Raw genomic sequence first — 14,680 nt, forward strand, 5'->3', positions numbered from 1 at the left:
GCGGACTGGGGTCCGCCGCCCTTTTGCGTGCCCGCCGGGCCTGAACTACGGGCGCGGCCCCGCCGGGCCACGCCCGCCAGCTGGAATTAAAGAGCTTTGGACGATTTCGGGGCGATCTTCGTATATGAGGAGATCGCCCCGGAATCGTCCAGGAATTTCAAACGGGTCCCGGGTAACAGCTTGCCCAGTGACCGGAGGCAGTCACGCCGGCGGAGAGGGATGAAGCCTCACCGCCCGAAACGACGGCGTGACTGCCGGAGGCTTAACAACCGCTTTCGCTAGGCGTTCACCTTGAGCGCGGCGTTGATCTGGTCCACCGAGTCCTTCGCGTCGCCCAGCAGCATCTGGGTATTCTCGTTGAAGAACAGCGGGTTTTGCACGCCGGCATACCCTGCGTTCCCCATGGAGCGTTTAAAGACAATGACGTTCTTCGCCTCCCAGACCTTGATGACGGGCATACCCGCGATCGGCGAGCCGGGCTCTTCGGCTGACGGGTTGACCGTGTCGTTTGCGCCGATGACGAGCACCACGTCAGCCTCGGAGAGCGTGTCGTTGACTTCGTCCATTTCGTAGACGATGTCGTAGGGCACGTTAGCCTCGGCAAGCAGGACGTTCATGTGCCCAGGCAGTCGGCCCGCCACGGGGTGGATCGCGAACGACACGTCCACGCCCGCCTCGCGCAGGCGCCGGGTGAGGTCCGCCACCGGGTATTGAGCCTGGGCCACTGCCATACCGTAGCCGGGGGTGATGACCACCTTGGAGGCCGAAGCCAGCATGTCGGCCACCTCGGGGGCGGTGATTTCGTGGTGCGTGCCGTAGTCGCGTTCTTCGGCCACCGCGCCGTCGGAGCCGAAGCCGCCGAGGATCACGGAGATGAAGGAGCGGTTCATCGCCTGGCACATGATGTAGGACAGGTAGGCGCCCGAGGAGCCTACGAGTGCGCCCACGATGATGAGCAGGTCATTGCCGAGGGTGAAGCCGGCCATCGCGGCGGCCCAGCCCGAGTAGGAATTGAGCATCGACACGACCACCGGCATATCGCCGCCGCCGATTGCGGCCACGAGGTGCAGGCCGAGCAGGAGCGCGATCACCGTGAGCAATGCCAGCGGGATCATGCCCATCCCCACGGTGCGCGTGTGGGCGAACCAGATGATGAGCGCCAGCGAGGCGACGATCGCCCCCAGATTGAGCCAGTTACGCCCCGGCAGGGTGAGCGGCTTGCCAGACATTCGGCCCGAGAGCTTGAGGAAGGCGATGATCGAGCCGGTGAACGTGACCGCGCCGATGAACACCGCCAGGCCCACCTCGCCCATGTGGAAGGCGTTGTCGGGCGAGTCCGAACCGGGGGTCAGGATGAAGGAGTTGTAGCCGACGAGCACGGCTGCCAGGCCCACGAAGGAATGGAGCATAGCGATCAGCTCGGGCATGCCGGTCATTTCCACCTTGCGCGCGAGCGGGATACCCACGGCCGCGCCGATGCCGAGCGCGACCACGATGAGGGCGGCCACCACGGCCTGCTTCTGCGCGAACGAGATGAGGAGGATGACGGTGGCAAGAAGCACGAGGCCCATGCCTACCATCCCGAGCCGGTTACCGCGCTGGGCCGTGGCCTGCTTCGACAGCCCCGCGAGCGCGAGGATAAACAGCAGAGCGGCGGCGATGTACGCCAGTGACTCGAAGCTGAGCTGCCATGACGTGTAGTAAGCAACGATGTCGTTCATGATCAACTCCTATGGAACATCTTGAGCATGCGCTCGGTGACGAGGAATCCACCAAAGATGTTGATGGATGCCACGGCGATGGCGATGAAGGACAGGATCTGGACGGCGACGTTGTCGGATCCGACCTGGAGGAGCGCTCCGACCACGATGATGCCCGAGATCGCGTTCGTGACGGACATGAGTGGTGTGTGGAGGGCGTGGGTGACCGCGGTGATGACGTAGAAGCCGATCACGACGGCGAGAGCGAACACCATGAAGTGGGTGGTTGAGCCCGGCGGCGCGGAAAGGATGAGCCAGATGAACAGGGCGCCGGCGGCAAGTTTCCACCAGTGCTTGGCGATCCAGGATTTCTCCTTCGGCGCCTCGGGGGCGACCTCCGCCTGCGCGGGCGCGGGTGCCGGCGCCGGGGCGGCCGAGACCTTCACGGGCGGCGGCGGGAACATGACCTGGTCATCGAGCGTGACGAGCATCTGGCGCACGATCTCATCATCGAGGTCCAGGTGGAGCAGGCCGTCCTTGTCCGGGGTGGTGAGCTTGAAGAAGTTGAAGATGTTCTGCCCGTACAGCTGTGAGGACTGGCCCGGCAGGCGGGCGGCGAGCTCTGCGTAGCCGATGATGATCACGCCGTTGGCGGTCACGACCACCTCGTCCGGCCGCGATCCGACCACGTTGCCGCCATTGGCGGCGCCCATGTCGACGACGACGGAGCCCGGCTTCATCCCCGCCACGGTTTCCTCCGTGAGCAGCACGGGTGAGCGGCGTCCAGGGATGGCGGCGGTGGTGATGACGATGTCGGCGACTGCGGCCTGTTCGGCGTACAGCTTTTCGGCAGCGGCCGCCTGCTCCTGGCCCATCTCCTTCGCATACCCGTCGGTGGATTCCTGGGAGGCGACCGGGATGGCCACGAAGTCGGCGCCCATGGATTCGACCTGCTCGGCCGTCTCGGGCCGCACGTCGGTGGCCCTGACGATCGCGCCCATCGAGTTCGCCGTGCCGATCGCGGCCAGGCCCGCAACGCCCGCACCGATCACGTAGACGTTGGCGGGGGCGACCTTGCCGGCCGCCGTCACCTGGCCGGAGAACAGCCGGCCGAAGTGGTGGGCGGCCTCGATCACGGCCCGGTATCCGGCCACGTTGGCCAGGGAGGACAGCACGTCCATGGACTGGGCGCGCGAGATGCGCGGGACCATGTCCATCGCCAACCCGGTGATCCCACGGCTGGAGAGGGCCTCCAGGATGTCGGGGTTGCGGCCGGGGGCCATGCGCGCGATCAAGGTCGCGCCGTGCTTCATGAGGTCGAGTCGGTCAAGGCCGGGGGCGTCGAGCGCCGTGACGATGTCCGCTGCCCACGCCTCCTCCGTGCTGACAATCCGCGCCCCCGCACTCTCGTACAGCGAGTCGGGGAAGCTGGCCCGGGCACCGGCGTCGTGTTCAACGACAACCTCGTAGCCCAGCTTGATCAGCTTTCCCGCTGTGTCCGGAGTAGCGGCGACCAGAGTCTGATCGCCAGACTCCCGTGGTACACCAATGCGCAACTTCACTCCTTTTGTCGTTACGTGCTAAAGACTCTTTCAGCATATCCCGCGCTCGGCGGGCGTGCGTCGCTTTCTTGCCGATGGGCTCGCGCACTATTGCCGTAGCGCGCAGATGGTGACGATGGCCCGCTCGAGCGCGTACTCCGGGTCCCGCGAGAGGCCCTTGACCTCCGCGTCCGCTGTGGCGATCGCCTGGATCGCCTCCGCCAGGCTCGCCCCCGACCACCCGCGCAGGTCCTGCTTGGCGCGGCTGGCCTGCCAGTTGTTGAGCTTCGGAGTGGGCCGGCCCTTGGCCGAGCGCACACCCAACACCTGCGCCATCGTGCGTAGCTTCATAGCGATCGCGCCCACGATCGCGACGGGCGAGTTGCCGGTGGCGACCGCGTGCCGGGCGAGCTCCACGGCCTTTCCGGCGCGACCTGCCACGACGGCATCGGCGACATTGAATGCGGTGGCCTCCACGCGGCCGGCGAAGTAGGTGCGCACGTCCTCCTCGGTGATCGTACCCTTCACGTCACTCAGGAGCTGGCTGACGGCCGAGAGCAGTTCGCGCAAGTCGGAGCCGAGTGCGGCAACGATCGCGTCCACCGCGTCCGACGTCATTTTCCGGCCCGCATCGCGCACGTCCTGCACCACGATCTTCGCCTTGTCGTTGGGGTACTTGACCTTCTCAAAGGCGTAGGTGGGCACCTTGCCCTTGAGCGCGTCGAGCACCTTTTTCCCGCGTTGGCCCCCGTTGTGGCGCAGCACGAGCACCGAGTCCTGCTCCGGGGCCTGGATGTAGGCAAGCAGGTCATCTTGGAAGGGCGCGTTGACTTGCTCGAGGTTGGGCACGACGATCGCGCGCGGCTCCCCGAACAGCGACGGCGTGAGCAGGGCCTCGAGCTGGCCGCTCACGTACTGCGAGGAGTCAATCTCCACGATGTTCGTGTTCGGATCCGCCGCGCGCAGCTGGCGGCGCAGGGAGGCCACCGCCCGATCCCCCAACACGGGTTCGCCGGAGGTGATGAGCACGATGGGTGCGAGTGTGACTGCCATGCGTGCCATTATTCCACGTCCATCCGACAACCCGAGACCATCTCGGCTGCCCCGAGCACGGCGGGCCCGCACAGGTCCGTGCGCACCTGGATTGGCGCGTGCCAGATCTCCAGCGCCTCGCGCGTGGGGTGGCCGTACGTGTTGTCCTTACCCACGGAGAAGATCGTCACCCTCGCCTCGAGCCTCTCGGCAAGCTCCCGGCTCTGGTCGCGCGCCCCGTGATGGCCGACGACGACGACGTCGATCTCCCCCACGTCCCCGAGCAGGGATCGCTGACGGTCTTCGGGTGCATCACCGAGGATGAGGATCCGGTGCGAGGCGGTGACCATCTGCACCACCAGCGAGTCGGCGTTCGTGGAGTCGTCGGTGCCGATCACCGAGCGCGGGCCGATGATCTCGATCCCGCCCGTGCGCTGGCCAAACTCCACCGGTCGGTGCTCGACGCCGCGCCGGTCCATGAGCTCAAGGGCCCAGGAAGAGTTGTAGACGTGGTTGAGGTTGGGCGAGTACCACACTTCGCCGACGTCGGCCGCATCCAGCACGTCCTCCAGTCCGCGCACGTGGTCGGCGTCGAAGTGGCTGATGATGACGAGGTCAATGCGGGCAACGCCAGCGAGCTCCAGGCAGGCCGCCATGTTGCCGCCCTCGGGCCCGACGTCGACGAGGACAATGCCTTCTTCGGTCCGTCCGAGGAAGGCCGAGCCCTGCCCCACGTCACACTGGATCGCCTCCCAGTCCCCCGCCCCGCGCTGCGGGATGAAGGCGGAGACGAGCGCGGCGCAGACGAGCGTGCCCACCGCGCCGAGGATGACGCGCACGCCCCCAAACGCCAGGGCGGCGAGCAGCACGCCGAGGAAGGCGACATTGGCGATGAGCACGGCGATCGTGGGCAAGCCCGAGCCGGGCAGACCGATGAGCAGGGTGGTCACCTTCGCCATCCACCACGTGCATGCTTCGCACGCGCGCAGGATCGGGGTGGCCAGCCAGGGCGCCACGGGTAGCAGGAGCGTGCCGGCCATGCCCCCAATTGTCAGTGGTGCCACGACGGGCGCAACCAGCGCGTTGGCCAGGATCCCCCATAGGGAGGCCCGTTCCTGGATGGCGAGAAGCGGCGGGCCTGTGGCGATGGCGGCGATGAGGGAGATGGAGACGACGTCGGCGATCGCCCCGGGCACGTGCTCGGCCAGCCGACGCTGGAGCGGGTAGGAAAAGACGATGATGGCAGCCGTGGCGAGCGCCGAGAGCTGAAAGCCGAGGCTGCGGGCGAGCTCGAGGTCGAGCAGGCTGACCCCGATGATCGTGGCAGCGAGGAGCGGCAAAGCGTTCGTCCGCCGGCGCAGGGCGATCGCCAGGCACATGAGCACGCCCATGTAGCCGGCCCGAAGCACGGAGGCCTCGGGGCCGACCAGCGCCACGAGCCCGCCCAAGCTCGCCAGCGCGAATGCACCGGCAACGAGCGGTCGGCGTCGGCCCACCGCGCCGAGCACCACCGCGATCACGAGGGAAACGTGGGCGCCAGAGACCGCCGTGAGGTGGGACAGGCTGAGCATGCGCATCTGTTCGGTGGCAAGCTCGGACAGGCCCGTGTCGTCGCCCACCACCACGCCGGGGATGAGTTGGGCGTGCCAGGGGCGGTCGGCAACGTACTCGCGCAGGGCCGAGCGCAGGCGCCCTGTCAGGGGCGCGGAGAGGGGCTCGATAGTGGAAGCGTTGAGGCGGAGCATGGCATCGCCGGCCGACAGCCTGCCGCGTGCCACGAATCGCGTGCCTCGCTCGAGGCGTTCGCCTTCCCAACGCATGTAGGCGCTCGCGCGCGAGCTCATCGCCGGCCCAGAGTTAGCCGCAGCGCTCACCCGTGCGACCGCCTCGATCCGCACCATCGCGCCGAACTGCCCGCCCGTCGTCTTCGGGTGGCGTTCGATTGCGCCGGTGACCTCCACCTCGCGGCCGACCTCGTGATAGATGGCATCCGACTCCCCCACCAGGGCATCCGTCCCGCCCGCGATCGTCCCGGAGAGCAACGCCACCCCGACGATCGTGGCGAACCAGTTGCTTCTCAGCGCCCCGAGCAGGGTGACAAGGAGCGCCACGAGCCCGAGCGCGAGGTAGTCGGGGGCGAGGAGCGCCACCGCCCACACCACCCCCGCAGGCACGAGCAACCGGAAGTCCTGCATCAGATGCGCACGTGGTCGCGCAGCTGCTCGAGCGTCTTGGGACCGATCCCTCGCACGTCGATGAGTTGGTCGATCGAAGTAAAGGTACCGTTGGCGTTGCGCCAATCGATGATGGCTTTGGCTGTCACCGGCCCGACCCCCGGAATCGCCTCCAGCCCCGCCTGGTCCGCCGTGTTGAGGTTGACCTTCCCGTCCGCAGCGCCGGTATCTCCCGCCCCGCCGCTCGCTGCTCCTTCCCCGCCGACGACGCCCGAGCCGGTCGCGTCCCCTCCCTCTCCGACAGCGGGGACGTGGATGTGAACGCCGTCACTGATGGGCCCGGCCAGATTGATGCGGGCGAGGTCGGCCTCCCCGGTTGGCCCGCCGGCCGCCTGCACGGCGTCCGCAACCCGCGCGGGCGCCGGCAACGTGACGACACCCGGCACCGCCACCTGCCCCGACACGTGCACGACGATCGTCTCCGCCCTCGCGCTCGCCTCCTCCGAGCCCGCAGAATCTGGCGCTGCCTTGCCACTGGCGGTACCGTCCACTGCGTGCCCACCCTCGGTACTCTCGCCGGAGCCTGCTCCCCCGTCCCCCGCGCCGGCCTTAGACTGCGCTGACTCTTCTCCCTGCGGGATCACGGCCACCTCGGTGGAGCGCCCGGACAGCGCTCCGATCACCCCCGACAGCGCAAGGACGAGCAGGAGGACCGCGGCGATGCGCAATGAGTTACCGTCAAGCACGAAGCGGCGCTTCATAGCGGGCGTGGTGAGCGCCCCGACGTCGTCGCCGGCGCCGAGGCGCATGGCCGTGCGGGTGAAGCCCTCGACCTTCTCCCAGTCGGCGGTCGACTGGCGGGAGGCGGGGCGACGGGTAGGCATTGTGGTCATGGAGCCATTATGTGCGCTCGTCCCCACGTGCCTTCGCGCCCGAGCCCCAAAAATGGGGTTGCCCTCCCGCGAGCGAGATTGTGGAAAATGACTCGCACCTCGGCCCCGGCCTGCCCGTAGACTGGTCCCATGAACGATGAGATCCTCCGTTTGCAAGCTGAAGCGCTCGAGGCCGAAGCTCAGGCCGCCGCGGCAAAGGCGGCCGCCGCCAAGGCCCGCCTCGAAGCCGCCCTCGCGGCCCAGGAGTCTGGCTCCCCGGAGCCGCAGCCCAACGAGGACACATCTCCCGAACCCGCGCCAGCAGCAGCGCCAGCGAAGTCGGCCGTGCCCGCAACAGAGCAGCACGCCGAACCGGCCGCCTCCCCCGCACCAGACCCCGCACCCGTGCCCTCACCCGCAGCCTCGGACTACGAGCAAACCGTCCGCGCCGGCTACACCTTTGACGGCCCGACACTCACGGTCGGCACCTACATGGAAGACGGCGTTCCCCGCCCGGCCACACAGGTGCGCCTGCCGCTTGGCATGCTCAACCGCCACGGGCTCATCGCGGGTGCCACCGGCACCGGCAAGACCCGCACGCTCCAGCTTTTCGCCGAGGGCCTGTCGGCCAGCGGCGTGCCGTGTTTCGTCACGGACATCAAGGGCGACCTCACGGGCTTGCTCGAGCCCGGCCCGGCATCGGACAAACTCGCCGCTCGCGCGGCTGAGCAGGGGCAGGATTGGGCGGCGTCGTCGTTTCCCACGGAACTGTATGCGCTGGGAGGCGAGGGCAACGGCACCCCGATTCGCACCACGATCTCCGACTTCGGCCCGATCCTGCTCGCCAAGGTGCTCGGCCTCAACGAGACGCAGGAATCGGCGCTGTCCCTCATCTTCCATTGGGCCGACACGAATCAGCTGGCCCTCATCGACATCACCGACCTACGGGCCGTCTTCTCCTACCTCACATCCGATTCGGGCAAGGACGAGCTGAAGGCGATCGGCGGGGTCGCGCCGGCCACCGCGGGCGTCATCTTGCGCAACGTCGCCGAGCTCGAGGCCCAGGGCGGCGCGCTGTTCTTCGGCGAGCCCGCGTTCAGCGTGGCTGAGTTCATCCGGACCGACGACGGCCGAGGCGTCATTTCCGCCCTCGAGCTCCCGGACATCCAGTCCCGGCCCGCGCTGTTTTCCACCTTCCTCATGTGGCTGCTGGCCGAGCTCTTCCAAGAACTGCCCGAGGTAGGCGATCCGGACAAGCCCAAGCTCGTGTTTTTCTTCGACGAGGCCCACCTCCTGTTCGACGGCGCCTCGAAGGAGTTCCTGCGCCAGGTGGTGCAGACCGTGCGGCTCATTCGCTCGAAGGGCGTGGGCATCGTCTTCATTACCCAGACCCCGACGGACATCCCGGCCGACGTGCTCGCCCAGCTCGGCTCCAAGGTCCAGCACGCCCTTCGCGCCCACACCCCCGCCGAGGCGAAGAAGCTCCGCGAGACGGTGGCGACCTTCCCCACCTCACCCCTCGACCTCGAGCAGATCCTGCCCAGCCTGGGCACGGGCGAGGCGATCGTGACGATCCTCGACAAGAAGGGCCGCCCCAGCCCCGTGGCCCCAGTGCGGATCTGGGCGCCGGCCGCCATCATGGGCCCGGCCAGCGCGCAGGCGATCGACGCCGCCCTGCGCAACTCCCCCACCCTCGCCCGGTACAAGGACCCCATCGACCCCGAGTCAGCCTTCGAGCTGCTCGAGCAGCGGATGGCCGCGGAGGCGGCGGCCCGCGAGGAGGCCCAGCGCCTGGCCGAGGCAGCCAAGGAGGCCGCCAAACTCGAGGCGGAGCGCAAGAAGGAACTCGACCGCCAGGCCCGCGAGCTGGAGAAACAGATCGAGCGCGAGCGCCGCGAGGCGGAGAAGGAAGCCGAGCGTCGGCGTCGTGCCGCCGAGGCCGAGGCGGAGCGCCAACGCAAACGCCGCGAGGCCACGGTCGATCAGATGGTGCGCACGGCTGGCCGCACGCTCACGCGCGAGATCACGCGAGCAATCTTCGGAACCCGCCGCCGCTAGGCCGGGCCACGCGAAACGGGTGGGACCTGATGAGAGTCGAGGGTGCCAGAGCAAGCCAAAGTCAATGGCCATTGACTTGTTATAGTCTACCGGTCTAGACTAATGTGACGAAGCGAAGAATCCTCATCAAAACGCTAGAAAGGATCGCACGCGAAAGAGGCGAAATACTCATTCTGACTGAAGGTGGTAATCACACGAAAGCCACCATTGGCCAATGGAGCGAGCCGATCCCCAGACACCGAGAAGTCAGCAAACGCCTCGCCAAAGCAATCATTAGGAGGGCAAGTCAATGATCGATATCCTCATCTCCGCCGTCCGCGACGGTAAGTGGTGGGTGGCAGAATTCGAGGTTGAAGGTCACCCGTACGGGACACAGGCGCGCCGCCTCGATCAGCTCGAGGGCATGGTCAGGGACGCCGCGAGCCTCATGACCGGCAAGCCGGCCGCCGAGTTCAACGTCGACATCAACGCTCAGGGCATTCCCGGAGAGGTCGTTGAAAACTACCGCAAGGCCGCCCAGGAAGCGAGTGCCGCCGAAGCCCGCCTGTCTGCGGCATCGCGCCAGGCTGTTAGCACACTGACGGGCGCTGGCCTGTCCATGCGCGATGTCGGCGCGCTGATGGGCCTGTCCACGCAGCGCGTCTCACAGCTGGCCAAGGCCTAGAAACCCGGTCCCTACCCTTCGCCAACAGTAAGTGCCATAGCGCAACCCGGGCGCGGCGCCGGCTCTAGCGGCGGAAGGTCAGCGTGGCTGTCATCTGGCGCGACTGGCCGGGCTCCACGCGAACCGAGCCGACGGCGTCGGGACGATTGAACGAGTCGGCAACGGCGGACATGGGCGCGAGTGCGATGGCTGTGCGGGGGTCGCGCTCGAGGCGGTCGCCGGTGTCGATGTGGACGACCGCGGCCTCGCCGGGCTCCTGCGTGAGAACTACGGAGGCGTTGGTGGACGGGGTGACGACGCGTGTGGCGACCACCCCGTAGTTGTCGGGCACGAGCCCGCGGTAGTAGTCGTTGAGGGACGCCGACCCCAAATAGTCGATGACCACGGGCGTGTTGACACCGCCGTAGGCGGACTCCCCCGGCAACGGGACGCCACGGCGGTCGGTGAGGATCTTCGTGCGCGCAGGGATGGACAGGCCGAGGTTCGACACGGTCTCCATGCCCGGCAGCACGAAGTAGGGATGCCAGCCCACGGCGATCGGCGCGGGCTCATCAGAGAGATTTTTCGCCTCGAGGGTGATGGAGAGGTGCTCCTCGCCGTCGGCGCCCGAATCGAGGGAGAAGTGCACGGACACCTGGCACGTCCACGGGTAGGAATCGCAGGGCTTGATCACGGTCTCCATCGACAGGGTGGTGCCGGCGGAGACCACGTGGAAATCCTGCAGGTAGGCGAGTGAGTAGGCGCGCACGGCGTCGTCCACCTGGATGTCACGCCCGTCGAAGGTGTAGGTGGCGTCCGCGATCGGGCCGGACCACGGGGCAAGGATCATCGAGCGCGCACCCGCGCCGGCCTCGAGTTCCTCTTTCGATTGATGGCCTGCCAACACCTCCACGCCGGGCTCCGGCTGCCAGGACAGCAGGGTTGCGCCGCGTTCGGACACGATGGCACGCGCGCCCGTCGGCGAGGCGATCTCCCAGGCGGCATGCCCAAACTTGTCGACCTTTGAGATGTCAGTAGATGCCATCACACACCCTTTCCTTCGTCGTTCACTGTATCGGTTCTTGAGCTGGCGCGCCGAGCCGATATCACTGGCTGGAATTGTTACGAAAAACTACGGAACAATGTTGACCAGGTTCGGCTCGCGCACGATCACCTTGCGCGGCTCACCCTCCAGGAACTTGGCCACCTTCTCCGAGGCCAGCGCCATCGCCTGCAGGTCAGCCGCCGAGATGTCGGCCGGGACCTCCAGTCGGTCGCGGACCTTCCCGCGCACCTGCACAACCGCCGTGACCGTGTCCTCGGCCAGCAGCGATTCGTCCGTCACCTTCGGGAACGGCGCGAAGGCAAGCGACTGATCGTGCCCCAGCCGGCTCCACAGCTCCTCGGCCACGTGCGGCGCCACGGGCGCGACCATGAGCACGATCGCCTCCGCCACCGAGCGCGGCACCTCACGGCCGGTCAGGTGGTTGTTGAGCATGATGAGCTTGGCGATCGCGGTGTTGATCCGCATACCCTCGTAGTCCTCGCGCACGCCCACGATCGTCCGCGCCAGCAGCTTCGCCGTCTCCAGGTCCGCTTCCCCATCGACGACGACGAGCTCGCCCGTCTCCTCGTCCACAATGTTGCGCCACAGGCGCTGGAGGAATCGCTGGGAGCCGACAACCGCGCGGGTCTCCCACGGGCGGTCCACGTCGAGCGGGCCCATCGACATCTCGTACAGGCGGAACGTGTCCGCGCCGTACTGCTCAGCCATCTCGTCAGGGGTGACGATGTTCTTGAGCGACTTGCCCATCTTGCCGTACTCGCGGTTGACCTTCTCGCCCTGGTAGACATAGGTCACCTCGCCCGAGGCGTCTGCGGCGGCCACTTCCTCCACCTCGTCGGCCGGCACGTACTGCCCGCGCGAGTCGGTGTAGGCGTAGGCCTGCACGTAGCCCTGGTTGAACAGCTTGTAGAATGGCTCAAAGGAGGACAGGTGTCCGAGGTCGAACAGGACCTTGTGCCAGAAGCGGGCGTAGAGCAGGTGGAGTACCGCGTGCTCCACGCCGCCCACGTACAGGTCCGCGCCGCCCGCGACCTTGCCCTCGCGTGGGCCCATCCAGTACTCCTCCACCGCCGGGGCCACGAAACGTTCGGCGTTGTGCGGGTCAAGGTAGCGTAGCTCGTACCAGCACGAACCTGCCCAGTTCGGCATCGTGTTCGTGTCGCGCGTGTACATCTGCGGGCCATCCCCCAGGTCGAGCTCCACGTTCATCCAGTCCTGCAGCCGCCCGAGCGGCGGCTCAGGGTTAGACGAGGCGTCGTCGGGATCGAAGGAGCGCGGCGAGTAGTCCGGGGTGTCCGGCAGGTCCACCGGCAGCATCGACTCAGGCAGGGCGTGAGCGTTGCCATCGGCGTCGTAGACCACCGGGAAGGGCTCGCCCCAGTAGCGCTGGCGGGAGAAAAGCCAGTCGCGCAGGCGATAGGTCACCGTGGCCTTGCCCAGGCCCTTGGCGGCCAGCCAGTCGCTCATCGCGGCCACCGCTTCGGCCTTGTACATGCCGTTGAGCGAGATCTCTTCATTCGCCGAGTCAATGATCTCGCCGTCTTCCTCCCACGCGCTCTCCCACTCGAAGCCGTCGGCGGGCTTCATCGTGGGTACGATGTCGAGGTCGTAGGCCTTCGCGAAGTCGAAGTCGCGCTGGTCGTGGGCCGGCACGGCCATGATCGCGCCGGTGCCGTACCCCATCATGACGTAGTCCGCAGTGAACACCGGGATTTGCTTGCCGTTGACCGGGTTCGTCGCGTAAATGCCGGTGAAGACGCCGGTCTTTTCCCGCGCGTCGTCGGCCCGGTCCATGTCGGACTTCATCGACGCCTGGCGCTGGTAGTCCATGACCGCGCCCATCGGCGTGCCAGCCCCGCCGGTCCACGCCTCCTTCGTGCCCTCCGGCCATTCGGTGGGCACGCCCGAGCCGCCCAGCATCGGGTGCTCCGGGGAGACCACCATGAACGTGGCGCCGAACAGCGTGTCGGGGCGCGTGGTGAAGACTTCGAGCGTGACGTCGCCCTCGGCCGTATGCGCCGCGAACGTCACCTTCGCGCCGTGCGACTTGCCGATCCAGTTGCGCTGCATGAGGCGCACCTTCTCCGGCCAGTCCACGTAGTCGAGGTCCTGGGCGAGGCGGTCGGCGTAGTCGGTGATGCGCATCATCCACTGGCGCAGCTCGCGCTTGAACACGGGGAAGTTGCCGCGCTCGGAGCGGCCCTCGGCCGTGACCTCCTCATTCGCCAGCACGGTGCCCAAGCCCGGGCACCAGTTGACGGGCGCGTAGTCGATGTAGGCAAGGCGCCGGGCATCCACTGCACGACGCCGTTCGGCCGCGTCCAGCTCGGCCCACGGGCGTCCGTCCGGGGTTGCGACCTTGCCCCGCTCGTATTCTTCGACGAGCTCTGAGATAGGGCGGGCGCGGCCCACCGTGCCCGCGACGCGGCCGGGGGCTTCGGTGTCGTACCAGGAGTTGTAAATCTGGAGGAAGATCCACTGGGTCCAGCCCACGAAATCCGTGTCGGTGGTAGCGACCGAGCGGCGCGCCTCGTGCGACATGCCAAGGCGGCGCAGCTGGCGGCGCATGTTGGCGATGTTTTGCTCGGTGGTCACGCGCGGGTGCTGGCCGGTCTGCACGGCGTACTGTTCGGCGGGCAGGCCGAAGGCGTCATATCCCATCGTGTACAGCACGTTCTTGCCCTGCATGCGGGCGAAGCGCGCGAGCGTGTCGGTGGCGATGTAGCCCAGCGGGTGGCCCACGTGCAGGCCCTTGCCCGACGGGTAGGGGAACATGTCGAGCAGGTAGAAGGGCTCCTTGAGCTCCGCGCGACCGTCCGCGAGCGCGCCAGCCGGGTTGGGGGCGTTGAACGTCTCCTCGCGCTCCCAGCGATCCTGCCACTTCTTCTCGATCTCGCCGGCAAGCTCGGCGGTGTACCGATACGGGGTGCTCATGAGTCTCCTTTACTTAAGATCGCGGCTATTCTAGCTCAGGTGCCTGGCCCGGCCCGCCGGCGGCCACTGTGAGAGACATGACGCACGCCGTAGAATATAGCCATGAGCACCATCTTTTCCAAGATCATCGCCGGGGAGATCCCCGGCCAGTTCGTCTGGGCCGACGACGTGTGCGTCGTCATGGCCACCATTGAGCCGGTTCGCCCCGGCCACGTCATGGTCGTCCCCCGCGCCGAGGTGGCGAAGTTTAATGAGGTGGACGCCGGCGACTTCGGCCACATGATGCGCGTGGCGCAGATCGTGGCGAGCGCCCAGGAGAAGGCATTTGGCGTGCCGCGGGCCGTGGTGGCGATCCTCGGTTTCGAGGTGCCGCACACGCACGTGCACGTGATCCCCGCCGAGTCGGAGGAGGCGGCGCGCTTTTCCGACGCCGTGGCCGCACCTGCCGAGGAGATCGCCGCAGCAATGGACAAGCTGCGCGCCGCGCTGATCGAGACCGGGTACGCCGATCAGGTGGCAGCCGCCCGGTAGTGCCTGTGCCGCCGTCACTTTGGAGTTGTTAAGGGAATAGACTCTCCTTGCACTCACACCCTAGGAGAGTATTATGCGATCACTATTTTCGCGTCTTGCGACCGTCGCATTGACGGCGGTTCTCATGGT

10 protein-coding genes are annotated in these 14,680 nt (G+C 67.3%); 3 read left to right on the forward strand and 7 right to left on the reverse strand.

What is annotated here, in order from left to right; all coding sequences use genetic code 11:
- Positions 1–278 precede the first annotated feature (278 nt).
- The 5 genes from pntB to HMPREF3167_RS09925 form a co-directional block, all read right to left on the reverse strand.
- Complete coding sequence (pntB, locus tag HMPREF3167_RS03890) at positions 279–1,721, reverse strand: Re/Si-specific NAD(P)(+) transhydrogenase subunit beta (protein ID WP_070445592.1); 1,443 nt, start codon at positions 1,719–1,721, stop codon at positions 279–281.
- A 2-nt stretch (positions 1,722–1,723) separates the two neighbouring features.
- The gene (locus HMPREF3167_RS03895) at positions 1,724–3,256 is read right to left on the reverse strand and encodes a Re/Si-specific NAD(P)(+) transhydrogenase subunit alpha (protein WP_062613792.1); all 1,533 of its coding nucleotides are present in this window, start codon (positions 3,254–3,256) and stop codon (positions 1,724–1,726) included.
- A 93-nt stretch (positions 3,257–3,349) separates the two neighbouring features.
- Complete coding sequence (gene holA / locus HMPREF3167_RS03900) at positions 3,350–4,294, reverse strand: DNA polymerase III subunit delta (RefSeq protein ID WP_236698679.1); 945 nt, start codon at positions 4,292–4,294, stop codon at positions 3,350–3,352.
- An 8-nt stretch (positions 4,295–4,302) separates the two neighbouring features.
- Positions 4,303–6,468, reverse strand: coding sequence for a ComEC/Rec2 family competence protein (locus HMPREF3167_RS03905; RefSeq protein ID WP_070445595.1), 2,166 nt, complete (start codon positions 6,466–6,468; stop codon positions 4,303–4,305).
- Positions 6,468–7,340 (reverse strand): helix-hairpin-helix domain-containing protein, encoded by an 873-nt coding sequence (locus HMPREF3167_RS09925; RefSeq protein WP_210382960.1) that lies wholly within the window; start codon positions 7,338–7,340, stop codon positions 6,468–6,470. The genes HMPREF3167_RS03905 and HMPREF3167_RS09925 overlap by 1 nt, the downstream gene beginning before the upstream one ends.
- A gap of 129 nt (positions 7,341–7,469) precedes the next feature.
- Here HMPREF3167_RS09925 and HMPREF3167_RS03915 point away from each other — a divergent pair, with 129 nt between their 5' ends.
- A complete protein-coding gene (locus HMPREF3167_RS03915) occupies positions 7,470–9,377 on the forward strand; it encodes a helicase HerA-like domain-containing protein (RefSeq protein WP_070445598.1) in 1,908 nt (635 codons plus the stop codon).
- Positions 9,378–9,666: 289 nt separating this feature from the next.
- Entirely contained in the window at positions 9,667–10,041 is a 375-nt protein-coding gene (locus tag HMPREF3167_RS03920; RefSeq protein WP_062613788.1) for a hypothetical protein, read from the forward strand.
- Positions 10,042–10,105: 64 nt separating this feature from the next.
- Here HMPREF3167_RS03920 and HMPREF3167_RS03925 read toward each other — a convergent pair whose 3' ends face one another.
- Both HMPREF3167_RS03925 and leuS read right to left on the reverse strand, forming a co-directional pair.
- Positions 10,106–11,065, reverse strand: a complete 960-nt coding sequence (locus tag HMPREF3167_RS03925; RefSeq protein WP_070445601.1) for an aldose 1-epimerase — start codon at positions 11,063–11,065, stop codon at positions 10,106–10,108.
- An 87-nt stretch (positions 11,066–11,152) separates the two neighbouring features.
- A complete protein-coding gene (gene leuS / locus HMPREF3167_RS03930) occupies positions 11,153–14,020 on the reverse strand; it encodes a leucine--tRNA ligase (protein WP_070445603.1) in 2,868 nt (955 codons plus the stop codon).
- 102 nt (positions 14,021–14,122) lie between these two features.
- Here leuS and HMPREF3167_RS03935 point away from each other — a divergent pair, with 102 nt between their 5' ends.
- Positions 14,123–14,551, forward strand: coding sequence for an HIT family protein (locus HMPREF3167_RS03935; RefSeq protein WP_062613785.1), 429 nt, complete (start codon positions 14,123–14,125; stop codon positions 14,549–14,551).
- Positions 14,552–14,680 lie beyond the last annotated feature (129 nt).

Source organism: Trueperella sp. HMSC08B05 (genome assembly GCF_001808405.1).
Taxonomy (GTDB): Bacteria; Actinomycetota; Actinomycetes; order Actinomycetales; family Actinomycetaceae; genus Trueperella; species Trueperella bernardiae.